26 protein-coding genes and 1 tRNA gene are annotated in these 26,235 nt (G+C 50.0%); 7 read left to right on the top strand and 20 right to left on the bottom strand.

Annotation, left to right across the window (positions count from 1 at the left end; all coding sequences use genetic code 11):
- Positions 1 to 9: 9 nt before the first annotated feature.
- The 5 genes from proB to AACH41_RS11390 all read right to left on the bottom strand — a co-directional run bounded on the left by proB (position 10) and on the right by AACH41_RS11390 (position 3,499).
- On the bottom strand, positions 10 to 1,131 hold the full coding sequence (gene proB, locus AACH41_RS11370; RefSeq protein WP_338655188.1) for a glutamate 5-kinase: 1,122 nt from the start codon (positions 1,129 to 1,131) through the stop codon (positions 10 to 12).
- 4 nt (positions 1,132 to 1,135) lie between these two features.
- On the bottom strand, positions 1,136 to 2,188 hold the full coding sequence (gene cgtA / locus AACH41_RS11375; protein WP_338655190.1) for an Obg family GTPase CgtA: 1,053 nt from the start codon (positions 2,186 to 2,188) through the stop codon (positions 1,136 to 1,138).
- A 212-nt stretch (positions 2,189 to 2,400) separates the two neighbouring features.
- Positions 2,401 to 2,658: a 50S ribosomal protein L27 gene (gene rpmA / locus AACH41_RS11380; RefSeq protein ID WP_049637894.1), complete on the bottom strand. Its 258-nt coding sequence runs from the start codon at positions 2,656 to 2,658 to the stop codon at positions 2,401 to 2,403.
- Positions 2,659 to 2,705: 47 nt separating this feature from the next.
- Positions 2,706 to 3,020 (bottom strand): 50S ribosomal protein L21, encoded by a 315-nt coding sequence (rplU, locus tag AACH41_RS11385; RefSeq protein WP_018986099.1) that lies wholly within the window; start codon positions 3,018 to 3,020, stop codon positions 2,706 to 2,708.
- Positions 3,021 to 3,154: 134 nt separating this feature from the next.
- Positions 3,155 to 3,499 (bottom strand): hypothetical protein, encoded by a 345-nt coding sequence (locus AACH41_RS11390; protein ID WP_338655196.1) that lies wholly within the window; start codon positions 3,497 to 3,499, stop codon positions 3,155 to 3,157.
- A 112-nt stretch (positions 3,500 to 3,611) separates the two neighbouring features.
- Between AACH41_RS11390 and AACH41_RS11395 the strand changes: the two genes are divergently transcribed.
- Both AACH41_RS11395 and ccoG read left to right on the top strand, forming a co-directional pair.
- Positions 3,612 to 5,015, top strand: a complete 1,404-nt coding sequence (locus AACH41_RS11395; RefSeq protein ID WP_338655198.1) for a PLP-dependent aminotransferase family protein — start codon at positions 3,612 to 3,614, stop codon at positions 5,013 to 5,015.
- Between the two features lie 112 nt (positions 5,016 to 5,127).
- A complete protein-coding gene (ccoG, locus tag AACH41_RS11400; protein WP_338655200.1) occupies positions 5,128 to 6,537 on the top strand; it encodes a cytochrome c oxidase accessory protein CcoG in 1,410 nt (469 codons plus the stop codon).
- A gap of 48 nt (positions 6,538 to 6,585) precedes the next feature.
- Here ccoG and AACH41_RS11405 read toward each other — a convergent pair whose 3' ends face one another.
- On the bottom strand, positions 6,586 to 7,977 hold the full coding sequence (locus tag AACH41_RS11405; RefSeq protein WP_338655201.1) for an exonuclease domain-containing protein: 1,392 nt from the start codon (positions 7,975 to 7,977) through the stop codon (positions 6,586 to 6,588).
- A 306-nt stretch (positions 7,978 to 8,283) separates the two neighbouring features.
- Between AACH41_RS11405 and AACH41_RS11410 the strand changes: the two genes are divergently transcribed.
- Positions 8,284 to 8,658 (top strand): MarR family transcriptional regulator, encoded by a 375-nt coding sequence (locus AACH41_RS11410; protein ID WP_228518828.1) that lies wholly within the window; start codon positions 8,284 to 8,286, stop codon positions 8,656 to 8,658.
- 81 nt (positions 8,659 to 8,739) lie between these two features.
- On the opposite strand, the gene AACH41_RS11415 is transcribed toward AACH41_RS11410, so the two are convergent.
- The 4 genes from AACH41_RS11415 to AACH41_RS11430 all read right to left on the bottom strand — a co-directional run bounded on the left by AACH41_RS11415 (position 8,740) and on the right by AACH41_RS11430 (position 12,001).
- Complete coding sequence (locus tag AACH41_RS11415) at positions 8,740 to 8,970, bottom strand: hypothetical protein (RefSeq protein ID WP_338655202.1); 231 nt, start codon at positions 8,968 to 8,970, stop codon at positions 8,740 to 8,742.
- A 57-nt stretch (positions 8,971 to 9,027) separates the two neighbouring features.
- Positions 9,028 to 9,300, bottom strand: coding sequence for a hypothetical protein (locus AACH41_RS11420; RefSeq protein WP_275356208.1), 273 nt, complete (start codon positions 9,298 to 9,300; stop codon positions 9,028 to 9,030).
- A 15-nt stretch (positions 9,301 to 9,315) separates the two neighbouring features.
- Positions 9,316 to 9,525 (bottom strand): hypothetical protein, encoded by a 210-nt coding sequence (locus tag AACH41_RS11425; protein WP_194748602.1) that lies wholly within the window; start codon positions 9,523 to 9,525, stop codon positions 9,316 to 9,318.
- A 121-nt stretch (positions 9,526 to 9,646) separates the two neighbouring features.
- Positions 9,647 to 12,001: an EAL domain-containing protein gene (locus AACH41_RS11430; RefSeq protein WP_338655205.1), complete on the bottom strand. Its 2,355-nt coding sequence runs from the start codon at positions 11,999 to 12,001 to the stop codon at positions 9,647 to 9,649.
- A gap of 483 nt (positions 12,002 to 12,484) precedes the next feature.
- Here AACH41_RS11430 and AACH41_RS11435 point away from each other — a divergent pair, with 483 nt between their 5' ends.
- The gene (locus tag AACH41_RS11435; RefSeq protein ID WP_313987427.1) at positions 12,485 to 12,721 is read left to right on the top strand and encodes a hypothetical protein; all 237 of its coding nucleotides are present in this window, start codon (positions 12,485 to 12,487) and stop codon (positions 12,719 to 12,721) included.
- A gap of 74 nt (positions 12,722 to 12,795) precedes the next feature.
- Here AACH41_RS11435 and AACH41_RS11440 read toward each other — a convergent pair whose 3' ends face one another.
- From AACH41_RS11440 to AACH41_RS11455, 4 genes are all read right to left on the bottom strand, one after another.
- The gene (locus tag AACH41_RS11440; protein ID WP_194748605.1) at positions 12,796 to 13,137 is read right to left on the bottom strand and encodes a PilZ domain-containing protein; all 342 of its coding nucleotides are present in this window, start codon (positions 13,135 to 13,137) and stop codon (positions 12,796 to 12,798) included.
- A 205-nt stretch (positions 13,138 to 13,342) separates the two neighbouring features.
- Positions 13,343 to 14,167 carry a hypothetical protein gene (locus AACH41_RS11445; protein ID WP_338655210.1) on the bottom strand — a complete coding sequence of 275 codons (825 nt, stop codon included), beginning with the start codon at positions 14,165 to 14,167 and terminating at the stop codon, positions 13,343 to 13,345.
- A gap of 374 nt (positions 14,168 to 14,541) precedes the next feature.
- Positions 14,542 to 15,654 carry a hypothetical protein gene (locus AACH41_RS11450; protein WP_338655212.1) on the bottom strand — a complete coding sequence of 371 codons (1,113 nt, stop codon included), beginning with the start codon at positions 15,652 to 15,654 and terminating at the stop codon, positions 14,542 to 14,544.
- 416 nt (positions 15,655 to 16,070) lie between these two features.
- Positions 16,071 to 16,538: a hypothetical protein gene (locus AACH41_RS11455; protein ID WP_338655214.1), complete on the bottom strand. Its 468-nt coding sequence runs from the start codon at positions 16,536 to 16,538 to the stop codon at positions 16,071 to 16,073.
- A gap of 292 nt (positions 16,539 to 16,830) precedes the next feature.
- On the opposite strand from AACH41_RS11455, the gene AACH41_RS11460 reads away from it, so the two are divergent.
- Positions 16,831 to 17,490: a hypothetical protein gene (locus tag AACH41_RS11460; protein ID WP_338655216.1), complete on the top strand. Its 660-nt coding sequence runs from the start codon at positions 16,831 to 16,833 to the stop codon at positions 17,488 to 17,490.
- A gap of 319 nt (positions 17,491 to 17,809) precedes the next feature.
- On the opposite strand, the gene AACH41_RS11465 is transcribed toward AACH41_RS11460, so the two are convergent.
- Positions 17,810 to 17,885, bottom strand: a tRNA-Lys gene (locus tag AACH41_RS11465).
- A 139-nt stretch (positions 17,886 to 18,024) separates the two neighbouring features.
- Positions 18,025 to 19,386 (bottom strand): signal recognition particle protein, encoded by a 1,362-nt coding sequence (gene ffh, locus AACH41_RS11470; protein ID WP_338657603.1) that lies wholly within the window; start codon positions 19,384 to 19,386, stop codon positions 18,025 to 18,027.
- 138 nt (positions 19,387 to 19,524) lie between these two features.
- Here ffh and ccsA point away from each other — a divergent pair, with 138 nt between their 5' ends.
- Positions 19,525 to 20,358 carry a cytochrome c biogenesis protein CcsA gene (gene ccsA / locus AACH41_RS11475; RefSeq protein ID WP_313985825.1) on the top strand — a complete coding sequence of 278 codons (834 nt, stop codon included), beginning with the start codon at positions 19,525 to 19,527 and terminating at the stop codon, positions 20,356 to 20,358.
- 34 nt (positions 20,359 to 20,392) lie between these two features.
- Here ccsA and AACH41_RS11480 read toward each other — a convergent pair whose 3' ends face one another.
- From AACH41_RS11480 to pssA, 4 genes are all read right to left on the bottom strand, one after another.
- On the bottom strand, positions 20,393 to 21,064 hold the full coding sequence (locus AACH41_RS11480) for an HAD family hydrolase (protein ID WP_338655218.1): 672 nt from the start codon (positions 21,062 to 21,064) through the stop codon (positions 20,393 to 20,395).
- A 24-nt stretch (positions 21,065 to 21,088) separates the two neighbouring features.
- Positions 21,089 to 21,982 (bottom strand): drug/metabolite exporter YedA, encoded by an 894-nt coding sequence (gene yedA, locus AACH41_RS11485; RefSeq protein ID WP_338655220.1) that lies wholly within the window; start codon positions 21,980 to 21,982, stop codon positions 21,089 to 21,091.
- 83 nt (positions 21,983 to 22,065) lie between these two features.
- The gene (locus tag AACH41_RS11490) at positions 22,066 to 23,598 is read right to left on the bottom strand and encodes a 2-isopropylmalate synthase (protein ID WP_194748610.1); all 1,533 of its coding nucleotides are present in this window, start codon (positions 23,596 to 23,598) and stop codon (positions 22,066 to 22,068) included.
- Between the two features lie 125 nt (positions 23,599 to 23,723).
- Positions 23,724 to 24,512 (bottom strand): CDP-diacylglycerol--serine O-phosphatidyltransferase, encoded by a 789-nt coding sequence (gene pssA / locus AACH41_RS11495; RefSeq protein WP_275356274.1) that lies wholly within the window; start codon positions 24,510 to 24,512, stop codon positions 23,724 to 23,726.
- Positions 24,513 to 24,668: 156 nt separating this feature from the next.
- On the opposite strand from pssA, the gene AACH41_RS11500 reads away from it, so the two are divergent.
- On the top strand, positions 24,669 to 25,859 hold the full coding sequence (locus AACH41_RS11500) for a tRNA guanosine(34) transglycosylase Tgt (protein ID WP_338655228.1): 1,191 nt from the start codon (positions 24,669 to 24,671) through the stop codon (positions 25,857 to 25,859).
- Positions 25,860 to 26,235 lie beyond the last annotated feature (376 nt).

Genomic DNA, 26,235 nt, shown 5'->3' on the forward strand with positions numbered 1-26,235 from the left:
TACGTTTGCTTATAACAACACCAGATTGTCCCGGTGTATCAATTCTTTCTCTTCCACATACCCCAGCACGCTTTCTATTTCGCTACTGGGCTTACGTTTAATCCGTCGCACTTCATTGGCATTGTAATTGACGATGCCGCGTGCCCATTCCTTACCCGTGGCATCGACGCAAGCCACCACATCGCCGCGCTCAAACTGGCCCAGCACATCGACCACGCCAATCGGCAGCAGGCTTTTACCCTCTTTGGTCAGGACATTCACCGCGCCGTCATCCAACACCAATTTACCACCCACGCGCAGATGATCCGCCAGCCATTGCTTTTTAGCCAGCGTTTTCATTCTCACGGCTTGCAGGTGCGTCCCAATCGCCTCGCCCTGACTCAAACGTACCAGCACTTCCGGCTCGCGCCCTGATGCAATCACGGTATGTGCGCCACTGTTGGCGGCGCGCTTGGCGGCCAATATCTTGGTTAACATGCCGCCAGTACCCACTGAGCTGCCTGCGCCGCCTGCCATGCTTTCGAGCGCAGGATTGCCTGCAGTTTCAAAATTGATAAACACGGCATTCGGGTCTTTACGCGGATCGGCGGAATACAGGCCTTTTTGATCAGTCAGGATGATCAGCGCATCTGCTTCAATCAGATTCGCCACCAGCGCACCCAGGGTGTCGTTATCGCCGAAACGGATTTCTTCAGTCACCACCGTATCGTTTTCATTGATAATCGGGATGACATTGAGGTCTAGCAGTGTGCGCAAGGTGGAGCGCGCATTGAGGTAGCGCTTGCGGTCGGCCAGATCTTCGTGGGTGAGCAGCAATTGCGCCGTGTGCAACCCGTGTTGCGCAAAGCATTGTTCATACATCTGCACCAGGCCCATTTGACCAACGGCCGCAGCGGCCTGCAGCTCATTGACCTCTACCGGGCGTTTTTTCCAGCCCAGTCGCTGCATGCCTTCGGCAACCGCACCACTGGAGACCAGCACAACTTGTTTGCCCTGCTTGACCAAGGCACTGATTTGCTGTGCCCAAGCGGCAATCGCCGTCTTATCCAGGCCCTGACCATTGTTAGTCACCAGGCTGGAACCCACCTTGACGATCAGGGTTTTACTGTCTTGTATGAGTGAAACGCTCATAAAACTATTCTGTGATCGGTTGGACGGGAGTCTCTTCAAGGTCACGTTGCGCACGCGTCTGGTCTATATGATCCATGATGGCGTAGGTCAAGGCCTGGCAACCAACACCGCTAATGGCGGAGATAGGAAATACCGGACCATTCCAGCCATAGGCTTTAATAAAGTCAGCCACTTTTTGCGCACTGTCTTCCAGCATATCGATTTTATTCAGCACCAGCCAGCGGGGTTTGTCGTAGAGTTCCTGATCGTATTTTTTCAACTCGTTGACGATGGCCTTGGCTTCCTGCACCGGATCGACGCTCTCATCAAACGGCGCAATGTCAACCAAGTGCAACAGCAAGGAGGTGCGTTGCAAATGACGCAGGAACTGATGTCCCAGTCCGGCCCCCTCTGCCGCGCCCTCAATCAGGCCAGGCACATCGGCAATCACAAAGCTGCGATTGCTATCGACCCGCACCACGCCGAGGTTAGGGTGCAATGTGGTAAAAGGATAATCGGCGACCTTTGGCTTGGCGGCAGACACCGAGCGAATAAACGTCGACTTACCGGCATTAGGCATCCCCAGCAAGCCCACATCGGCCAATACTTTCAGTTCGAAATATAACTCAAAAGCTTCACCAGGCTCACCCTTGGTACATTGACGTGGAGAACGGTTGGTACTGGTTTTAAAATGGATATTCCCCAGACCGCCATTGCCGCCTTTGGCAATCAGCACTTTCTGGCCATCAGTATTCAAGTCCACCATCATCTGTCCAGTGGCCTTATCGCTAATGGTCGTGCCGACAGGCACACGCAGTATCATGTCGTCACCCCCCTTGCCATAGCAATCGGAACCGCTGCCGTTTTCGCCACGCTCGGCCTTGAAGGTCCGCGTGTAACGGTAATCGACCAGGGTATTGATGTTGCGATCTGCAATGACAAAGATGGAACCACCACGGCCACCGTCGCCACCATTGGGACCGCCCATAGGCTCGTATTTCTCACGGCGGAACGTGGCAACACCGTTGCCGCCGTCACCGGCGTAGACTTTGATGGTCGCTTCGTCAATAAACTTCATGATTCAATTTGCCTTTAAGCGCATTACTGCGTAACTCGGTGCTCAAAACCTGTGTGTATTGCAAGCTTGGGCCTACCGTGCGCCTTGCACTGCATCTTAAAATTTCTCACTGCGCGCGGACAATCCAGCGCACAACCATACAAGGCTACAATCTGATAACTATAAAGTAAAAAGCCCCGTCAAGCGACAGGGCTTTTTTCATAAAAGTGCGATTAGACCGCTTCGATGCTCACGGTATGACGCTTCAATGCGCCTTTTACAGCAAATTTTACTTTGCCTTCTACCAGTGCATACAGGGTGTGGTCTTTGCCCATGCCAACGTTTTCACCAGCGTGCATTTTAGTCCCGCGCTGACGCACGATGATGCTACCAGCGTTGACAACCGTTTCACCGAAGGCTTTAACGCCCAGGCGTTTGGCTTGTGAGTCGCGACCGTTACGTGAACTACCGCCTGCTTTTTTGTGTGCCATGTTTGATTCCTTATTCTAGCAATCTGCTCTACTCAAGCAGAACGTGCTTATTTTGCTGAAATAGTGTCGATTTGAATTTCTGTGTAGCTCTGACGATGACCTTGCGTCTTGCGGTAGTGCTTACGACGACGCATTTTGAAGATCATCACTTTGTCACCACGGCCATGTGAAACCACTGTGGCATTCACTTTTGCACCAGCTACCAACGGTGCACCAATCGTAGTTGTCTCGCCGTCTGCAATCAACAACACTTTGTCGATCACTACTGTGGAGCCAACGTCGCCAGTCAATTTCTCAACTTTTACTTTGTCACCAGCGGCTACTTTGTACTGTTTGCCACCTGTTTTAATCACTGCGTACATAATAATGCCTTAAACATCGCCTTTTAAAGAACCCGCAATTATACGCAATTTATTCGGGAATGCAAATATATTTATGCATCATTTCAATCGCGTGCAGGAACGGTGGATGGCAGCCAGCGCTGGCACCAAAGCGGCTAGTTTACCCTAGATCGCCAGGGACGAATACTGCCACGTGTGTAATAGCGGTAGACTGCAAACACGCACATGAGCAACTCCTCTTCCAGCACGGGATCAATCTGCTTGTCCATTTGCATGTCCGCCACCCGATACACCGGTTGCATTTCCAGATTATTCAGCGAGCTCAAAGGCTGAAATCGCACATTGAGCAGAACCCGGCTGTGTTGCATTAATTGCACGTTAAACATATCTTGCACGGCAAGCTGTAACGACTGACCATCTCGCAATGTGACGCCGTACAGCTTTTTGTTGTGCTGAGTCATTTGCTCAACCCCCGTATTAATTTTCCCTGTGTCAGTCATTCGCCCTGCCGCCTGCTGAAAAGGTCAAGCTTAACGCCTACGCTGGTTGCATCACAGAGGCAGTTTGCTTTAAATTGACCATATCAGATAACCTCCCTGTCAGGACCATGGCTTGAAAAAATACGAAATGATTGCCGAAGAGATCGCCAGTGCGATTCAGCAAGGCTTGCTCAAGCGGGGAGACAAACTGCCTTCTATCCGGCACATCCAGGCCAGCAAACAGGTGAATGCTTCGACCGTGTTTCAGGCATATTATCTGCTGGAGGCCCGCGGCCTGATTGTGACGCGCCCGCGCTCTGGTTACTATGTGGCGGGGCCGTTACGCAGCGAGCGCCTGCTGCCACAAGCAGCTCACAATGCCAGCCACCCGACCAAACTGCAAGTCAGTGACCTGGTGTTCACGTTGCTGGAGCGTATCAAAGACCCGCAACAAATCCCGTTTGGCTCGGCGTTTCCCAGCCCTTCCCTGTTCCCGCTTGCCAGACTGGCCGACCATATGGCCAGCACGGTGCGCCGCATGCAGCCACAACTGACCGTCAGTGATATCGGCCAGGGTGATGTCGAACTGCGGCGGCAGATTGCATTACGCTACCAGCTGGACGGCAAGCCGACGGATCCGAATGAGGTCGTGGTGACCAATGGCGCCATGGAAGCGCTGAATTTGTGCCTGGCCGCGGTCACGCAGCCGGGCGATAGTGTGATCATCGAGTCCCCCAGTTTTTATGCCGCGCTGCAAGCCATCGAGCGCATGGGGCTGAAAGCCATCGAGGTGCCTAGTGACCCTGAGCTGGGCATAGACCTGGTGGCACTTGAGCAAGCAATCCTTCAGCATCACCCCAAAGCGTGCTGGCTCATGACCAATTTTCAGAACCCGACCGGCAGCCTGATGCCGGAGCCGAAAAAACAGGCGCTGGTGGCCCTGATTACCCGCCACCAGTTACCGCTGATTGAGGATGACGTCTACCGCGAATTGTATTTTGGCAAACAGCGGCCTTTACCGGCCAAGACTTGGGACAACGACGGCTGGGTCATGCATTGCAATTCATTTTCAAAATCGCTCGCGCCCGGATACCGCGTCGGCTGGGTTTCAGCCGGGCGCTTCAGCGAAACCATCACGCGCCTCAAACTCTCCACAACCCTGGCAACCTCGATTCCGGCACAGCTGGCCCTGGCCAGCTATCTGGCGAAAGGCGGTTACGACAAACACTTGCGCCAACTGCGTCACCAGCTCATGTTGCAACAACTGCAGTTTACCCAAGCCATTCATCAATCCTTTCCTGCTGAAGTGCGCTACACCCTGCCGCAAGGCGGCTATTTCTTATGGCTGCAACTGCCCGGTCACCAGGATAGCCTGACGTTGTTTCAGCAAGCCATCCAGCACAATATCAGCCTCGCCCCTGGACACTTGTTTTCCTCGCAACAGCAATATGCCGGATATGTGCGCCTGAACTATGGCCACCCACTCAATGCAGAGCACAGGCAGGCGATAGAGACTCTGGGGCAGTGGATGCAATAGCCAACGAACAAGCCAGCCCTTCTGATATGGTTTTTTATTTAAAAACTGAATCTGTTTAAAATAACCTCCAGCCTCTACACTGCACAGGTCTTCATCAAGATTGAGTGCCTGTATGACCGTCTCCCGTAGCAAACCCGTGATCCCGATTGTGGCTGCCCCTGCCAGCGAACAAACGATTTCGCTGTACCAGAAAACCAGCAAAGTCTACCCGCGCAGTGTCAGCGGCTATTTTAAAAACTGGCGCTGGTTCATGATCTGGGCCACACAACTGGTGTTTTACGGCTTACCCTGGCTGCAATATGGCGGCCGCCAGGCGTTCTTGCTCGATATTGATACGCATCGCTTTTATCTGTTTGGCCTGGTGATCTTTCCACAGGACCTGTTTTATCTGGCCATGCTACTGATCATTTGTGCGGTCGGATTATTTTTGTTTACAGCGGTGGCAGGCCGGCTCTGGTGTGGCTTTTCTTGCCCGCAGTCGGTGTATACCGAAATCTTCTTATGGATGGAACGCCGCATAGAAGGCGACCGCCTGGCCAGGCAAAAGCTGGATGCCCAACCCTGGGGGCTACGCAAAACTGGCCTCAAATTAAGTAAACACTCGGTCTGGCTCGGCTTTTCACTGATCACCGGCTTGAGTTTTGTCGGTTACTTTACGCCCATCCGCGAGCTTGTCACTGACCTCACGCATTGGCAGTTGGGTGGCTGGTCCTGCTTCTGGCTTGGCTTTTACAGCCTGGCGACCTATGGCAACGCAGGCTTCTTGCGCGAACAGGTATGCAAACATATGTGCCCGTATGCGCGTTTTCAGAGTGCCATGTTTGATAACCACACCCTGATCGTCGCCTATGACAGTGCGCGTGGCGAACCGCGCGGTCACCGCGCCAAGAGTCAGGACTACCAGTCACAGGGACTGGGCGCTTGCATCGATTGCAGTATCTGCGTACAGGTGTGCCCGGTAGGCATTGATATCCGCAATGGACTGCAGTATGAATGCATCAGTTGCGGCTTGTGTATTGATGCCTGCAATGACGTGATGGACAAAATGCACTATCCGCGTGACCTGATTCGTTTTTCTGCGGCCGGCGCCACAGACCAGCACGCGCTCAGTTCCCATTTATTGCGTCCGCGCGTACTGATTTACAGCAGTTTATTTGTCTTGATGATCGCCTGGCTGGGATACGGCTTGCTACACAAACCGGATTTCAAGGTCGATATCATGCGTGACCGCAACATCCTATACCGAGAAACCAGCCAGGGCATCGAAAACGCTTACCAGCTGCACCTGACCAATGCCACCGAGCACCGCGAAAGCTATCAGTTACGTGCAATTGGCCTGGATGGCTTGCAGATCGAAAGTGAGCAAACACTGACTGCGCAGCCGACGGAAGAAATCCTGGTGCCGATGAGCCTGTTGGCCCCTGCCGGCAACCAACGTGGCAGCCAACGCATCCAGATAGAAGTGACTGCCTTATCCAGCGGCGAAAAAGTCAGCACGGACAGCACCTTCTATCAGCCCTGACCTGACAGCACCCCTTGCCCGCGTACCATGGCTGAGCCCACCCTCTGCTTAGTCAGCCAAATCGAGTACGCGGGTCTTTTTATGCGCCAGCATTTTCAGTAGCAGTTTGTAACTATCCAGATCAAACTTGAGCGCTGTGGTTTGCGCACGCAAGGCATTTAAACTTTCATCGTCTTCTGCCACGCCCAGATAGACCCAGTGCTCAAACACATGAATCTGACGCAGATCATGCTCCAGGTCATATTCCTCAATGCCAATCTTGCCACGATAGGGCCAGACTTTCAGCTTGTGTGCCATGAGCGCCTGTTGTACGCGCAGAGCATGCATTTCAGGAGACTCCTGTCCGCAGCATACACCTTTGCAGCGCCTGAGCTGAAAGGCAAAACAAGGCCCGCTGCGGCCGGGCTCCAGCCCCAGGGCCTTGACACATAAATGACTGAGCTCAGCAATCTTGCGCAAGGTTTCTACAGCCTGGCGCTTGCTTCTAAAGGTGCCAAACAAATGGGACATCTGGCTAGGATCAATCTCATCCTCATGCACCAGCCTGACTAAAGGTTGCGCGGCCGGATCAATCTGCCAACTGCATAAAGAGCGTTCTCGGCGAAGCTGACGGTTATAAATGGGCTGCCGCTCCTTGACCAGGCGCGACTCCAGCAACAAGGCACTGAACTCACCGGCGGTCGCGATCCATTCAAAACGCTTCATCTCCTGCGTCATGCGCATCTCCTTGGTGGAGGCATGATCGCTGCTAAAATGCGACAGCACGCGTGCGCGCAGATTGACACTTTTACCGATATACAGGGGCAAGTCATTCTCGCCATAAAACAGGTAGACACCCGGCGCCTCAGGCAACTCGCCGACCAGGCTGGCATCAATATGCGGTGGCAGGGTTGGGGCTGACATGAGTTTAAGCGCGGCAGCTTTCACGGCCTCTTCGCCAAGCTCTCGACGCGCATCGTTGAGCATGACCAGTATCGCCTCCACATCGCCCATGGCGCGGTGTCTGGCCAGGCCAGTGATCTGGTGGCGTGCCACAATCGCATCTATGCCATGACTATAATGTTGCGGATAAAGCAATCGTGACAGCTTGACCGTACACAATACTTTTTGCCGCAAGGTGATGCCAATGCGCTTGAATTCGGTCTTTAAGAACCCATGATCAAAGCGTACATTGTGTGCCGCCAACACCGTGCCCTCGAGAAAAGCAAGCAAGGTGTCTGCGACCTCGGCAAACGTTGGCGCCTCTGCCACCATGCCGTCATTGATGCCTGTCAGCGATTGAATAAACGGCGGGATAGGCTGTTGCGGGTTGACCAGTGTTTGCCAACGTGCCGTTTCAACGCCGTGGTCAAAGCGTACCAGCGCAATTTCGGTAATCCGGTCTTTGAGTGGTGTGGCCCCGGTGGTTTCGAGGTCAAGAAAAGTGACAGAGGGCAACATCAGGCAGACAAACGATCACAAATGCAACATAAGAAATTTCATGGCCTTTATTTTAGCCCAGAAAGAGTGTTTTAGCGGGTTTCAATTGAGACGCATTGCAAGGCTGCTGTAAGCTCACTACGATAAGATTTAACGATTATTATGTAACATTAGTTACATACTCCTACACGACAACTATGGACACCCTCGATAAATGGTGCTGTAATTGTCTTTATACATATTAATGACAATATAATTTTAACTATGCCAAATTTATACTTAGAAAATCAATTATGTTTTTCGTTGTATTCCGCTACTCATGCCTTATTGCGGTCTTATAAGCCTGACCTTGATAAGTTAAATCTGACTTATCCGCAATATCTGGTTCTGGTCGCCTTGTGGCAATACAAACAGCTCTCAATTAAAGAAATTGCAGAGAAGCTATTACTGGAGCCTGCCACGATTACGCCTGTGGTCAAACGACTGGAAGTCAAAAAACTGACCAAGCGTACCCGCCAGAAAGATGATGAGCGCGTAGTGATTGTCAGCCTGACTGAAGAAGGTCAAGCCTTGCGTAGCAAACTGTCAACCGTGCAAAAGCGCGTGGCCTGCGATACCGGCCTGTCTAATGATGACTTTGATGGGCTCAACAAAACATTGAGCAATTTGACTAAAAACGTTTCTGCCAAAATCCCAGGCTAAGCGCACACCGGCCCCTCGCCCAAACAAAAAAGCTGTGATGACATTCATCACAGCTTTTTTATTGCCGCCAGGGATAACCGCCTAGTCAGGCATATTGAGCTGGCGCATAAAGGCGCGAAATGATCCTTGAGACGCTTGTAACGCCTGTAGTTTACTGAGTGACTCAGAGAGCGCATCACTCATCACCGCCAGCGCGTCTTCATCAAGCCGCAAACTCATGGCACCTATTTCCAGTTCAACCGTACGGTGGGTTTCACAATAGTGCACGCGAAACCCGCTTTGGCCGGACAATAATATTCTTTTACACATCATGTTTTCTTTCTACCATTCGTCGATCAGAATTCATCCAGCAGCACCAAAAGCGCGCGCTTAGCTGGTCGCCAGTGCAGGGCTGGCCTGCTCATGTTCATTGACTAGCAGGGTCCAGTGCACGCACATGCGGCGCGACACGTGACAAATCAGGTCGGAATCCGCGTATTCTGGCGCAGCCAATGTTTCAGCCAGCCGCAACGCCTGTTTGGCCAGGTCATAGGTGGGTTTTTTGATATATAACGTCGCCACATATAGCAGCGAGGCCATCACAGACTCGGCATCGGGCAAGCTGGGGTCATACCGCATGGCAGGCATAGTCATGGTTTGCATGGTGTGTTCTCCTCTCTAAACCGTCATCGCAATCTCGGTCTGCATCACAATCCGTGCCGCCGCCTTGCGCAACATTTCATTAATCACAATAAAGCTGTCTGCTTCAAACTTGAGCGTAGTTCCGCCCACTTCGAGCTCCACCATGTCTGATGACTGGTGATAAAGTACTTTGCATGCGGTGTTGCCGGCCAGCATGGTTTTACCCACAACAGTTTGACGTTTCATCACAAGCCTCCTTTAGCTGATTGAAATTAAATGATAATGATTATCATTTATAAAGTCAACCAAAATGACAGCAGGCGTGATAGCGGTGGTAAATAAGGGCCAGAGATCGTGCGATTAGCGATTAGTGATGGTGCGGGTAGGCCAGCAAGAATGCGGTGGCATCCTCGACTTGCATGGGTTTGCTTAACAGGTAGCCTTGCATTTCATCACAGCCTTGCGCCTGCAAAAAGGCTTGTTGTTCAGGCGTTTCCACCCCTTCGGCAATGGTTTTCAGGCCCAGGCTGCGCGCCAGTTGAATGATGGCAATGACAATGGCCTTGTCTTCATCATCGGTGGTGAGGTCGCGCACAAAAGACTGATCGACCTTGAGCTTATAGACCTTGAATTTTTTGAGATAACTTAAAGACGAATAGCCAGTCCCGAAGTCGTCAATCGACAGCCGTACGCCTAGCGCGTTGAGCGCATCCATCATGGTCACCGCCCCCATGGGGTTCTCGAGGGCTACACCTTCGGTCAGTTCAAGCTCCAGACAATCTGGTGCCACGTCATAGCGCTCAAGCGTGCTTTTCACCAGCGCAGGTAATTTTGGATCACGGAACTGAATGCTGGAGAGATTGACCGAGACCGTCATCTTGTCTAATCCCAACTGCTGCCAACGCTTAATTTGCTGCGTCGCCTGTTCCAGTACCCAGCTACCAATGGCAATAATCAGCCCGTTAGACTCCGCCAGTGGAATAAACTCTGCAGGCGAGATAAAGCCCAACTGTGGATGCTGCCATCGCAACAATGCCTCCACGCCAACCAACTGCCCATTCTCCAGTGCAATTTGTGGCTGGTAATACACTGCCAATTGCCCCAAGGCAATGGCGTGACGCAGGCCATTCACCAATTGCAAATTGCGCGCCGTTTGCAATTGCATATGATTACTAAAAAAACGGAAACTGTTACGACTCTCCTGCTTGGCACGGTACATGGCAACATCCGCATTGCGTTGCAGGCTTTCCATATCCAGCCCGTCATCAGGATAAATCGCCACACCAATCGAGGCCGTGATCGTTAACTCATACTGGTCAATAATCACAGGCAACTCAACCACCTTGAGCAGGCGCTCGACCATGTCCTTGGCCATCGCCTGATCGGCCTCAGTCAGCAGAAAGACAAACTCGTCACCGCCCAGGCGGCAAATCGTATCTTGCGGGCGCACCATGGCCTGAAAGCGCTTGGTCAGTGCCACCAGCAGATTATCTCCGTAGCGATGGCCCAGACTATCATTCACGTCCTTAAAGTGGTCCAGGTCGAGAAACATCAACGCAAACTGCCCATCCTGATCCCAGGCTTTTTCGATTTCAGCCATCACGCGCTCGGTGAGCAGGTTGCGATTCGGCAGCCCGGTCAAGGCGTCATAATTAGCCAGAAATCGAATGCGTTCCTCAGCCTGTTTTCGCGTGGTAATGTCGCGGATAAACGCGCTGTAATAACGATCATCGTCGCGCTCGATTTCAACAATCGTCAGCTCGATTGGAAACTCCTGACCATCGCGCCGGATCGCCGTGATCTCAATCAACTTGCCCAGTAGTGTAGATTGGCCGGTTTGCTGCAAGCGCAGCATGCCCTGATGATGCGCCTCCCTGTAAGCGGAAGGGACAATGACCTCGCCCAGATCGCGTCCCATGACATCAGCCCGCGCATAGCCAAACAGTTGGCTGGCCGCCCGATTCCACTCTACAATCCGCCCGGCCTGATCAATATTCACAATCGCATCCAGCGCGTTTTCAAGCACAAGCTGCGCGCGCTGCTCACTGATCTGCAAATCCCGCCTAAAAGCCGTGCGCTGCGCCTCTACCGCAAAGCGGTCCAGCGCAAAATCAATATTGGCCGCCATGTCCTTGAGCAAATGCTGGATGTTTTCATGAAACGCCTGCGGCTGCTGGGCATACAATGCCAGGCAACCTATCACCCGGCCTTCTGTATGCAACGGTAAAAAAGCGGCTGACTGCCAATTGAACTCCTTGGCTTTGTCATGCCAGGGCACAGTGACCGGATGCGTTTGGAAATGCTGTACCCAGTAAGGGTGGTCTGACACAATCGCCAACCCACAAGGTCCTCTGCCACTGACCTGTGAAGGATCTGCCGTAATGGTCAGCTGATCGAGATATTCAAGCCCTGAACCATAAGCACTCGCCATCCGAACCTGCTTGGTATCATGATCCAGCTCACCGACCCAGACCAGATTCGCGTGGCCCAGATGTACAATAATGCGACAAACTTGGTCGAACAGCGCCTGTTGATTCTGGCTTTGAATAATTAACTGATTACACTGGCTTAAAGCCATGTAGAGCTGATTCAGCTGCCTATGCTGCGCGTTGGCTTCAGCCTGCTGTGCCTCTACACGTCGCTTGAAGAGTACTTGCTGGCGCCAGGCCAACCAGCCGCCCACACTCCACACCACCAGGCCGATTACCAGAAGCAAACTCACAGCGCCTGCCTCGGCAGAAAAATCATCGCCCGTCGCCAAATATAGGCAACACAATAGAACACACAAGCCTATCAGCCATATCAGTCTGATAAGCGCGCCCTGCCCTGCGAATATGTTTTTTTGTGCAGTCATGGATGTCCAGCTTAAGCCCCCGCACATTAATTTAAGGGAAGTGACTAAAATCAATTCGCCAATTACACAGATAAACATCCGACAAATTGATTGATACAGATGAATCAGTGATACAGACCGGCCAGACATCAACACGACCAGACAAGTTTAAGACAGGGGTATGGCGCAAAATACAAACATCACCAGACCAACAATTACCCCAGCAAAGATGCTAATACAAGCGTTTAAAAATAACCAGCCCATCCCCTGCATGCAACACATGTCACCACTAGACCTCAAGCGCGGGAATCATCCCCAAACCGCATTAAACCAGATATATTTATAATCATAAAAACAACTCGGGGGCACACAATGGACTTTAAAGTATTCTCGGCATTCTATTTGGTACCACTCATTATCTCCGCCATCGGCTCGCTGATTGAATTCAGAAACTGCGAATTCAACACCCCCAGGCACGCCCTGGGCAAAGCCTTCTTCCTCACCTTCAGGAGCATGGTGCCTGTCCTCAACATCTTCTCCGCCATCCTCTACTTGATGACCTGCGGCGCCTACACCTGGAAAAAGTGCACCCTGAGCAAAAAGCAGTGAGCCAAAAACAAAAAGACCCAAGGCACACACCCTGGGTCTTTGTATCTCTCGTGGCGACCAACCGCCCACACGGCTTATCTGGACATCACTGACTGAATCAAGTGTTTATTTTCTGACGGCACATCCAGAAACTCCAAATTAGTCCTGAATCCCCGCATCCCGCACAAGGATGAAAAAACCACCCGGCAGTTAAACCTGTATTTGCGCAAGCCAGACTCAGCCGCCACCGGAATCTCCACATCACACACCTGCCCGGGCTTGTAATACTTATCCGCAAACAGGCTCATGCCGCTCATGGAAATATCGTGGGTAACTGCAGTATAGGCGCGTCCAGTACTATCAATTAACTGAGACTTTTTGCGCCACAAACGACGGTTTACGTCAGATGAATTGTTGTACAAACTACTGATAGACATGATGCAAAAAACGTCAAAAACATTTACTTAATTGACCAATATTTTATTAAGGATTTTTGCTCTGAACAAGAGGGTTTTATTTAAAGAAAAATTTTAAATAGGCGGGATTTAGCATAAACACTAAATGCCCTTACTGTAATAATAAACTTGATTTAAAGAAAAACTCGTCTTAAGCCTTTTCTGAGACTAACTGCGACTGACCTCTTTATAACGGACAGGAACCCGGCTCATCTTGAAATCCATTACTTTGGACATATCCAATGGCTTCAAGCTCATCCTGGAGGCTGATTTGATACCAACGATATTCGTTATTATTTCTGGGTCCTATATCTGTAATCACTACCATTTGATCGCGTTCAGCACTCCACACAATATCTGAGCTCGGATCGGGTTTAATATATGCCTGAGTGTGTTCTGCTAAACAAACTGATTCGTCTTTTATATGCCCATAGAGATCGTAGTCGTCACCTTCCCAATGGAACACTGGATTTGAATCACATCCAGTACAATACATAGGCATAATGAACTCACTCTCGTTGACTTCAACTCCAAAAATAATTTCTGGGTCATTTTGAATTAACCAATATGGCTTCGAGTGTTGCTCATTCTCGAGTCCATTAAAAACCACTACACTAAATTTAGCGTTGCTTACCAAAACAACTATGAAATCTAAATAACCATCCTGGTTAGTATCCGCAGATACCATCGGTCTAAAGAATTCTTCTTTGAATTTCTGCTGAAACTTTTGCTCTTGTTGACTATGCAAACACCAGCGAAAAATATCTGGATGATCTGAAATGTCCTTGAGGGTCGATACATGATATTCAGGATTCTCTCTCAAAAATAACTTTAAAATCCCACTGTCTACCAGCCTCTTATCAGTCTGGTCATTTGCCTCTAGTTCTGGCAGACATCCATATTGGGCCATAACAGACTCTTGGGGAGGAGGTGGCTTTGACTCGCAAGCTACTAATGAAGTGCTCAGTACAATAACTATCCACTTAATGCTTATAGAAAATTCTTTTTCCATATAGTTTTAGTTATTAAATATTGGTCTCCAAGCTACTACAAATTTATGTCTTCTTTATTAAAAATGACTAGAAACCCAAACAAACCTCGACTCCCATGCCACGCCAACGAACGGTCCACGATTATTGCCAAAACTCCGTATCAGACAGCCCTTGATTGCCTGCCTAAAGCTCAAGGCGCGCGACTATTGGCAGGATTTGGGGCGACTTGAGGGCGACCAGCCCGAAAATCTCAAAAATCGGGTAATGCTAAAAAACTGAAATCTGAGATTCTTGGTCGCCGGTCGGCATAGAGAAAATAAAAACGGCTCACATTTCTGCAAGCCGTCTTTTATATTTTGGAGGGTGTGCGGGAGACGAATCCACGGCAAACGAATTACGCGTTTAGCTTCTTCCGCAATCGAACTAAACCAATTAAACCTAAGCCAGCTAGCAACATTCCATTGTTTACAGGCTCAGGAACCATACTCAACATAAAAATTCTTTTTTCTCCATTGTAGAATCCTTCGCCCACTATTTGGCCAGAGTTATTAACTGCGATTGCTGAGCTTAGATACCAATTTGAGCCTGGTGAAACTAATGTATTGATATCTTTTAAAACGCCGTTTTCCCATAAGACTGCAGCAGTGTCATTTGAATTCTGGTCGAGATAACTACTACCAACAACTAATCCATGATTATTAATATCAAGTGCTTTACTGCCTGCATTGGCAAGGCTGCCTAAATCAACCGTTTGACCATTACTCCAAAGAGTCGCGTTGGCAAGGTAATCATGCAAACTATATTGAGAATATCCAACGATATCACCTAAATCGTTAATGCTATTTGCATAGCTATAACGTCCACCAAGCGTTCCTAAATCAATCATTTCGCCATCTCGCCAGAGTGTTGCGTGAGATGCATTTCCACCATCATATCTAAATGAGTGACCAACGACCCAATCTTGATTATTAATTGAAGCAGACTGTGACGTATCACCATATAAGGAACCAAGAATATTTAACTGATTATTTTTCCAGACCGCTGCCGTTTGCTTACCGGAAATATCCACTGAACCAGCAACACTTCCTTGATCATTAATTGCAACCCCAGTTGCAAAAGGCTCATTCAAAATTGTGATGGTATTAGTTGTACTTGAAGCCCAAACTGTCGGTACAAGGTAAAACCCTTGCCTGTCATACGTTACGGCTACTTGGTTTGATGAGTTTATACCACCCGCATAAGTGGAACCATCCATACCCGAAAGCGTTGTAATACCTTTCGAATCAACAACTGTTGCTATTCGAAAAAAAGAATTGCCTTGTGAAACAACAGCCGTACCCGATATCACACCGTTGTCATTGATATCACTCACTAAGAAATCAACGTTATGTAGTAGTGGATTATTTATAAGTCCCAAATCTTTGATGCTGTAATTACCTGCACTCACCGATGAACTGACTACTGCAAATGCTACAAAGATAGAAAAATTTTTAACTTGGTCAAGCACATTTCTTCCTTATTACTTCTTATTGAACTTTAGAATTTATTTGAAATAATGAAATATCAAAGTGAAAAGATTGTGAAACCAGCCTAGAAAACAAAAAAGACCCAAGGCGTTAACCTTGAGCCTCTCTAGAAATGGTGGCGCTTCTGTGAGTCGAACACAGCATCAACGGATTATGAGTCCGGCGCTCTCATTAAATATTTCGGTATGCTGAAAAGAAAAACGGCTCACATTTCTGCGAGCCGTCTTTTATATTTTGGTAGGGTGTGCGGGGATCGAACCCACGACAAACGGATTAAAAGTTTCGTTAAATATTTGATTATTATTGATATTTAACCGCCAACGCTCGCCAATGACCGTTAAGATTTTCACGTAATTAATTACTGATTCCCCTGCTAATGAGCAAAAAAGATACGTTTTCAACTTGGACAATGAAGGTATCCATCAAGTGATTGTTGCCAAGCTGCTTGAGGATCAAAATCTTTGACTAAGCCGTTTCCAGATTTACCTCCTGTAAATGCTGCCATCCCATGTTGAATCATATAGATAGGACTGTACCTAGGAGGGCCGACATGCTTGATGGCTTTGCACTTAGAAGCTATCTCATTAGGATTGGAAAGAGTTTTGGTGGCTTCCTCTCGAAAAGCATTTTGCTGTTCTGGAGTTAAGCTACTAAACATTTGCATTTTCAGTACTGTAACAGCTTGATGTGCAGATTTATCACTAACGCGCAGGGTATCAAAACGACCATAGACGCCAGCTAATGCAAACAAGATAGCAGCATCCTTGTTTTTATTTTGCTTAGCACAAACAGCGACTGCTTTATGAAAGATCAGCTGGGGTAAATTTGTTGCTGAATCTGTTTGATTCAATACACCCAAGTTCATTACTAAACTCAGTATGAAACGCAGACTAACATAATAGGAAAGAAATCAACAAAGAGTAGACATCCATAAACTGGACAAATCTCAACCATCACACCAAGCCAACATAACGGCCATCGATTGCCGCCGGGATTACCGTCGTATCAGCCAGCCCCTGATTGCTTGGCTATGGCTCAACACCAGCGATTATGGGCAGGGGTGGAAGTTGCGGGTAAGTTCTTTTTTGGACGTGGGGGAAGTCAGACTTTAATTCTGCATTCATAATTCGATAACATACCATTTTTAAATTATTGAAATGGTAAAAATATCAAAACATCAAATTCCTAAATCACTGCTTAAACTTGAAGCAATCATGGATTGGTTTGGAGAACCAAGCAAAAGAAAACATCTTGATATTGCCTGCGTTTTAACACTCATCGGCCTACTGCTGTGGGGTGTATTTATGGTACCAAGTACTATTTTGCAAGACTCTCCTGAAGCAAAGCAACTAGTCAGTAGGACAGTGAGCGCTTTCCCTTGGATTGACAATCTTCACAGCCTATTTGGCTTTCATGTTGAAAAATTCATCTATTTACAGTGCCTATACAGTTGGATACTTCCCATTCCTTGGCTGCTAATGACATTCTCATTGTTTACTTTAAGAGTAGGACAACAGGGTATCAACATAGATATGCTATATCGCGTGATATTCAAAACGGTATTGCTACCAATAGCCGGTATTTTGTTTAGCGTATTGTCGAACAATTTGGGGCCAACTCTAGGTAGGCCATCAAGATCAGATAATTTTTACTTATTGAATGAATACACATCGGCTATCGGGGCCCTTATTAATGCAAACCTTTTGGTAATTTCTTTGTTAATTCTGCTGTTTGGATTATTTTATCTTTTTGTTATTTTTCGAAATATCGATGTAATCATTAAGAAATATCTTCAAAATCTTAATCGCAAACTTTAAGCCCATTCTGTCCTGAGGACTGGTCAACATAATTGCCACCTATCTCAACTGAGATTACCGTCGTATCAGTCAGCCACTGTTTGCTTGTCTGCCTATAGCTCAAGACATACGACTATATGTAGTTTTTAGGAAAGCAATTGGATGAGCTTCGGGTAAAGCTGAACAGGACCACCGACTAAAATTACTGAAACGGCGGAATTCTGAGAACCTTGAACTCCACTACTTTTTTTGAAATTTGCGAAATGCTGAAAACTGAACCGCTGTTTAGTATCGAGAAAAGAAAAACGGCTCACATTTCTGCGAGCCGTCTTTTGTATTTTGGTAGGGTGTGCGGGGATCGAACCCACGACAAACGGATTAAAAGTCCGCTGCTCTACCAGCTGAGCTAACACCCCATCTGTTTCTTGTCTGCCGCTTTGTTTTGCGTCAAATTTGAAAGAACGCGATTATGGGGGATGAATTAAATTTGGTCAATGCTGTTTTGGCTTTTTTTGTATAAAAAGTTTATTTTTTTATTCATCCCGATTTTTTGCTTTACATTCCGGGGAATTTTCCGCCCATCATGCCGCCCATGCCCCGCATCAGCTTGGCCATGCCGCCTTTGCTGAACATCTTCATCATCTTTTGCGTTTCTTCAAATTGATTGAGCAAGCGGTTGACGTCTTGCACTTGCACACCGCTACCGGCGGCGATCCGTTTTTTGCGCGTGGCTTTTATCAGCTCGGGTTTGCGGCGCTCTTCTGGCGTCATGCTATTAATGATGCCTTCGATGCGGCGCATGGATTTATCCACGTCGTCGGTGTTGATTTTTTGCGCCATGCCGGAAATCTGGCTGGGCATTTTGTCCATGAGTGAGGCCATGCCGCCCATTTTGCGCATTTGCAGCATTTGCGCTTTAAAGTCTTCGAGGTCAAACTTGGCGCCAGACTTGATTTTGTCGGCGACTTTTTGCGCCTCGGCCATGTCGACCTTTTTATGCGCTTCTTCAATCAGGCTTAAGACGTCGCCCATGCCCAAGATACGGCCCGCCATGCGGTCTGGATGGAATGGCTCCAGGCCATCCACTTTTTCACTCACACCGATAAACTTGATCGGCTTGCCGGTGACGTGACGCACCGAGAGCGCAGCACCGCCGCGTGCATCGCCGTCCAGCTTGGTGACGATGACACCGGTGAGTGGCAGTGTTTCGCCAAACGCTTTGGCGGTGTTGACGGCATCCTGGCCTTGCATGGCGTCGACCACAAACAAGGTCTCAGTGGGCTTGAGGTAGGCATGCAGGTCTTTGATTTCGGCCATCATGGCTTCATCAATGGCTAAACGACCGGCCGTATCAAAAATCACCACATCGTAGTAATTCTTTTTGGCTTGATCCATGACCTGCGCAGCAATGTCCAGCGGCTCTTGCTGTGGGTTGGAATCAAAGCAGTCGATCTCGAGCTGTTTGGCCAGCGTTTGCAGCTGGGTAATCGCCGCAGGGCGGTAAACGTCGGCGCTGGCCAGCAGGACTTTCTTCTTTTGCTCTTTGAGCAGCTTGGCCAGCTTGCCTGAGGTGGTGGTTTTACCTGCCCCCTGCAAACCTGCCATCAAAATCACCACAGGCGGCACAGCGGCCAGGTTAAGGCCGACGTTGGCTTTACCCATGAGCTCGGTGAGTTCTTCATTTACCACCTCAATCACGGCCTGGCCGGGGGTGAGGCTTTGCAATACGTCGCGGCCATTAGCACGCTCTTTCACGCGGGCAATAAAGTCTTTAACTACTGGCAGGGCCACGTCGGCCTCCAGCAGGGCCATGCGGACTTCGCGCATGGCATCAGCAATATTGTCTTCAGTCAATCGGGCTTGGCCGCGCAGGTTTTTAATCACGCCCTGCAAACGGCCGGTCAGGTTTTCCAGCATGGAAGGCCTTTCTTTCATCATTCATGAAGTTTGTATAAAGTGATTTTACATCATGGTGGGGCAACCCTTGCAATAAAGCGCATGCATCCGGCGTTTGCGCGGCAGTAACCCTAGGCGAATGCAATGAGTTTTGCCATAATGCCAAGCATGACTCAACACCTGCTCCCTTACCTGATTGTCGCGTTTGTCTATATGGCGGTGGCGCTCGATTACTGGCGCATTGCCAAACAGGGCAAACCGGTCGATGAAAATGCTTTTCCGTTTCAACTGCACGGCGCGATGGTGGCGCTGGGGCTGGTCATGCATGGCGGCCTGCTCTACCGGGATATGTTTGCTATCGGCTCAGTCAATTTGGGGGTGTATTACGCGCTGTCGGCGATTTTATGGCTGACGGTGTTGATTTACTGGGTGGCCGATTTAAAACATTCATTACACAGCTTGCAGGCCTTCGTCTTGCCGCCTGCCGCGCTTTGCGTGCTGATGCCAGGCTTTGCGGTGACAGACTATTATGTGGATACCCACGGCTTCACCCTGTTTAACCTGCATATCCTGATCGCCATACTGGCTTACAGCCTGTTTACCTTTGCGGCGCTGCATGCGTGCCTGATGCGCATGGCCGAGCGCGCCTTGCACCAAAAAAACAGCTGGCTGGCGCTGCAAGGCTTTCCACCGTTACTGGTGCTGGATGCGCTGCTGTTTAAAGTGTTGCACGTGGGTTTTGTCTTGCTGACGATTACCTTGATCAGCGGTATGTTGTTCAGCGAAGAAATTTTTGGCAAACCCTTGCAGTTCAACCACAAAACCGTGTTTTCGATTGCTTCATGGATGATCTACGCCTGGCTGCTGTTTGGGCGCTTTAAATATGGCTGGCGGGGCAAAGTCGCCACGCGCTGGACGCTGGTGGGCTTTGTGTTACTGCTGCTGGCGTATATAGGTAGCCGTTTTGTGTTACACGTGGTGCTGGGGCGCTAACTATTAAGCGCCTGCCAGCATACACGGCTCTTACTTAGTTTCGCAGACTGATGATAGGCCAGCCTTGGTCTTGCGCGTAGGCGGTAAGCGTAGGGTCCGCATCCACAGCGACCGGATTGGTCACCAGTTTCATGAGTGGCAAATCGTTGTGTGAATCACTGTAAAAATAGCTTTTCTCAAAATCGGCCAAGCGCTGACCACGTGCAGCCAGCCACTCGTTCAGACGCGTCACCTTGCCTTGCTGAAAGCTGGGCGTGCCACTGACGCCACCAGTATATTGCCCATCCACCATTTCAGGATCGGTGCCAATAAGATGCTCGATGCCGTATGCGGTGGCAATCGGCTTGGTGACAAAACTGTTAGTCGCGGTAATGATCATGCACAAATCACCGTTGGCTTTGTGCTGGTTGACCAGGTTTTGTGCTTTTTGCGTCATCATCGGGCGGATGACGTTGGTCATATATTTTTTGTGCAGCTCATCCAGAAACGCTTTGGGATGTTGCGACAAAGGCTGCAACTGGAACTTGAGAAAAGCATAAATATCCAGACAGCCGTTTTTATAGTCTTCGTAAAACTGCTCGTTGCGCGCCTTGTGTTGTGCGCCATCCAGCAGGCCTTCACTAATCAAAAACACGCTCCAGTTATAGTCGCTATCCCCTGCCAGCAGGGTGTTGTCCAAGTCAAATAAGGCCAGGTTTTGTTTCATCACGCTTCATTTCTTTAATCAACATTAAACAATCTGTTCATCGGGCACGGCTTCTTTGGTTGCCGTCAGCACTAAAAAGACGCCGACCAGAATCACGGCCAGCGAAATATATTCCATGAGGTATATCTGTTCGTCGGCAAACCAGACGCCGACGACAAAGGCGACCACCGGATTGACAAAGGTGTTGCTACTGGCGACCAGGGGACGCACATGATGTAATAACCAATGGTAGGCAGAAAAAGCAATAATAGACCCAGGCACGATCATAAAGCCCAGGCCCCCCCATGCCCGGGGCGACACCTGCGCAGGCATATGCTCGCCAAAGGCGATACTGAATAAAAACGCAATGATCCCGCCACACAACATCTGGCTAGCGGCACCCATGAGCCCGGAAGGCATAGACAAATGTTTGCCCCAGACCGATCCCAATGACCAGCATGCGGCTGCAAACATCAGCAAGCAGGCACTGACCCAGTCGCCTTGCAGGCTGCCACGGGTATTCAGCAACAAAATCCCAATCAGACCAATCGCAATGCCCAACCATTCGCGGCGGCTGATTTTGTGCCCCCACAGGCTGGAGAAAATCGCCATCCAGATGGGCGCAGTCGCAATCGCCAAGGCCGCAACGCTGGAGGAGACATGCAGTTGCACCTGTGACACCGTCCCATTGCCGAGCACGGGCAACAGCAGGCCGACCAAAGCCGCACCACGCCACTGCAACCGTGTGGGGGCCGCATGCCCAAGCAAGCGCAAAGTGACATACAACAGGCTTCCCGCAATGGTAAAACGCAGCCCCACCATCACAAAGGGTGGAAAACTCTCAATCGCATACTTAATCGCGAGATAAGTGGAGCCCCAGATAAGATAGGTGCAAGACAGCGCAATGATCACCAGCAACCAATGATTTTTTTGTGTCATTGCGGCTTGCCTTTCCTGTTTGTCATGGTTAAAAAAGAAAACGCTTGCCACCCGCAGGCAACAAGCGTTGGTTCAGAGCCTGCTTACACTTGCGGGTTCAATTTTTCTGCTTTTGCATACAGCTTGTTGAGGCCATTCAGATAAGCTTTAGCGGAGGCGACGACAATATCGGTATCGGCGCCCTGACCATTCACGATGCGCCCACCCTTGGATAAACGCACGGTCACCTCCCCTTGCGCATCGGTACCACTGGTGATGTTGTTGACGGAATACAGCAGCAACTCGGAATCACTTTGCACCACGTTTTCAATCGCCTTGAAGGTCGCATCAACCGGACCACCACCATTGGCTTCGGTACGCTGCTCGCTACCATCCACACTCAGGGTCAAAATCGCGTGCGGGATCTCGCCGGTTTGCGAGGCCACTTGCAAGTAGCTCAGCTTGAACATTTCACGGCTTTCCTGCACCACTTCATCACTGACCAACGCGTGCAAATCCTCGTCAAAGATTTCCGATTTTTTGTCAGCCAGCTCTTTAAAGCGCGCAAACGCCGCATTGAGCGCGTCTTCACTTTCGAGCTCAATGCCCAACTCTTTCAACCGGGTTCTAAACGCATTGCGACCAGACAGTTTGCCCAGCGTCAATTTATTTGCACCCCAGCCCACGTCTTCAGCACGCATGATTTCATAGGTCTCGCGATGCTTGAGCACGCCATCCTGATGGATGCCAGACTCATGCGCAAACGCGTTGGCACCGACAATGGCTTTATTCGGCTGCACAGGATAGCCGGTGATGGTTGACACCAACTTGGACGACGGCACGATTTGCGTGGTATCAATGCGCGTGTTCAGGTTAAAAATATCGCTACGGGTTTTAATTGCCATGACGACTTCTTCTAGACTGGCATTCCCGGCGCGTTCGCCCAGGCCGTTGATTGTGCACTCGACCTGACGTGCACCATTCATGACTGCTGACAGCGAGTTGGCGACCGCCATGCCGAGGTCGTTATGGCAATGGGTAGACCAGACCACTTTATCCGCACCCTTGACGCGTTGGATCAAGGTGGCAAAGCGCTCGCCCCACACCGCCGGCAGGCTGTAACCCACCGTATCCGGGACGTTAATGGTTTTGGCGCCTGCTTCAATCACGGCCTCAAACACGCGCACCAGAAAATCAATCTCTGAGCGTACCGCATCTTCCGCAGAAAACTCGACATCCTCAGTATACTCACGCGCCCATTTGACGGCTTGCACAGCACGCTCAACCACCTGGTCTTCCGTCATGCGCAGCTTGTTTTCCATATGGATTTTGCTGGTGGCAATAAAGGTATGAATACGGCCACGGACGGCATGCTTGATCGCCTCGCCGGCACGGCGCACATCGTTTTCACTGGCTCGTGCCAAGGAGCAAACGGTAGAGGTTTTAATCACTTTCGCGATCTCGGAAATCGCGTCAAAATCACCGGGGCTGGCCGCAGCAAACCCGGCTTCAATCACATCCACGCCCAATTTCTCCAACTGGCGGGCAATGCGGATTTTTTCTTCTTTAGTCATCGCCGCGCCGGGGCTTTGTTCTCCGTCACGCAACGTGGTATCAAAAATAATAATTTGTTCCATGAATATTCCTAATCTGACAGCCGGATTTTACCCGCTTGTCCTTTAAATGACTATAACCGCGCCCACACCGCAAGCGTCAAATAAAAAACGCGCTTAGCCAAGCGCGTTTTAGAGAAGACTCTGCACTAGGCAGTATTTTTGGATTGCAGCCGCTCGCGTGCCCACATGTAATAGCCAGACAAGGCATACACGAACACCACGCTAAACAACACTTCTGGCGGGCTGTATGAAATCAGCACAAAGGCCATCACCACCGCCAAAATGGCTACGAACGGCACCGAATGTCTAAGGTTGATATCCTTGCCGCTGTAGAACTTGAGATCAGAGACCATAGAGCCTGCGGCAAAAATAGTGATAAACCAGGCAATCCATTTCACCTGCAAGGCGCCAAAAAAAATCTCGCGGCCATCGATATTGTATTCATAAGACACCCAGACAAAGCCGGCAATCAAGGCTGCGGCGGCCGGACTTGGCAAGCCCTGAAAGTAGCGCTTGTCCTGAAAGGGATCATCCAGCTTGGTATTGAACCGGGCCAGGCGCAAGGCGGCACAGGCCGCATAAATAAACGCCGCAATCCAGCCCAGCTTGTTCATGGGCTGCAAGGCCCACACATACATGATCAGCGCCGGGGCGACCCCGAACGACACCATGTCTGCCAGGCTGTCATATTCAGCGCCAAAGGCACTTTGGGTATTGGTCATGCGTGCCACACGGCCATCCAGGCCATCCATCACCATGGCAATAAAAATCGCAATCGCTGACTGCTCAAAGTGCTGGTTCATCGCCTGCACGATCGCGTAAAAACCGCCAAATAGCGAAGCTGAGGTAAACAGGTTGGGTAGCAGGTAAATCCCGCGCTGCCGCAAGGTGGTGTGTTGTTCGCGTCTAGACTGGCGGTTTTGTGATTCAACCATAAGGAACTTTTCAGAATTGCAGAATACCTGCATTGTTGCGGGCAATCACAAAAAATGCAAGCGTGCCCCCTGCATGCAAGCGGGTTTTCTCCGCAAGAAGCAAGTATCCCGGCTGTGCTAAAATAGCGCTTTATTTAAGCCAGTTATCGCGCGTTCATGCAGTTTTCCTTACACAATACCGACGGCCTAGCTCGCCGCGGCACCGTCAGCCTGCCCCATGGTGAAGTACAAACGCCGGCCTTTATGCCTGTGGGCACCTACGGCACGGTTAAAGCCATGTCTCCACAGGAGCTCAATGAGATTCAAGCCCATATTGTGCTCGGCAATACTTTTCATTTGTGGTTACGGCCAGGCCTGGAAGTGATTGCAGCGCATGATGGTCTGCACAAGTTTATGGGTTGGGACAAGCCTATCCTCACAGACTCAGGCGGTTTTCAGGTGTGGAGCCTGGGCGACTTGCGCAAAATTACCGAAGAAGGTGTCAAGTTCCAGTCCCCCATTAACGGCGACCGCTGTTTTCTGACGCCGGAAGAGTCCATGCGCATCCAGCGCGTACTCAACAGTGACATCGTCATGATTTTTGACGAGTGCACACCCTACCCGGCCAGTCACGACCAGGCACGCAAGTCAATGGAGCTCAGCCTGCGCTGGGCACAACGCAGTCGCGATGCATTTAATGTCTACCAGACACACACCATCGCGCATACCCTGACCCTGCAGGGTGGCCAGGAACAGGTCGCACAACTGCGTGCCGAGCATCTGCCCACCAACGGCAATGCACTTTTCGGCATTATTCAGGGCGGCATGTACGAAGACCTGCGCGATATTTCGCGCCAGGGCCTGGAAGCTATTGGCTTCGATGGCTATGCCATTGGCGGCCTCTCGGTCGGCGAACCCAAAGAAGACATGTTACGCATCCTGGCACATACTGCGCCACAAATGCCTAAAGACAAACCTCGCTACCTGATGGGCGTCGGCACCCCTGAAGACCTAGTGGATGCCGTCAGCTATGGCATTGATATGTTTGACTGTGTGATGCCCACCCGTAACGCCCGTAATGGCTGGCTGTTCACGCAATACGGCGATGTGAAGATCAAGAACGCTAGTTACAAAACGGATACACGCCCACTGGATGATGAGTGTGAGTGCTATACCTGTCAGCACTTTAGCCGTGCCTATTTGCATCATCTGCACCGCATCGGCGAGATTCTTGGCGCGCGTTTGAACACCATCCATAACCTGCATTATTACCAGGTGTTGATGCAAGGCATGCGGGCGGCGATCGAAGAAAACCGCTTTGAGGCGTTTAAGGCGGAATTTGCCCGGAAACGGGCAGAGAAGCGTTAAGAACAACTCCATGCTTGTAGAGGTGAATGAAACACTGAGGCATAAGCTTAATCGATGATCGATTTACTTCGCCTTTAGGCGACTGCTCTTTCTTATGCTTGTCCATCAAAAAGAAGGCAAAGAAAACGACACCCTAGCTTCCGCTTATCCCCTCCGTTGCTCGCCAAAACAAGCAGTCACGAAACTCGACCTCGCAGCTCACAAAATGCGTGAGCCGCTGCGTGACTCGAACAGTCACTCCCTTTACTAACGCTCATGCTTCAATCATAACCAAGCTAATATTACCCTCGTCTAGATTCCGGCCTCCGCCAGAACGACAACGCTCATAAAACGCATTTCAGCAAATAACGCCCTTTCATCCTCGAATCACACCCCG

The organism is Methylophilus sp. DW102 (genome assembly GCF_037076555.1).
Classification (GTDB): domain Bacteria; phylum Pseudomonadota; class Gammaproteobacteria; order Burkholderiales; family Methylophilaceae; genus Methylophilus; species Methylophilus glucosoxydans.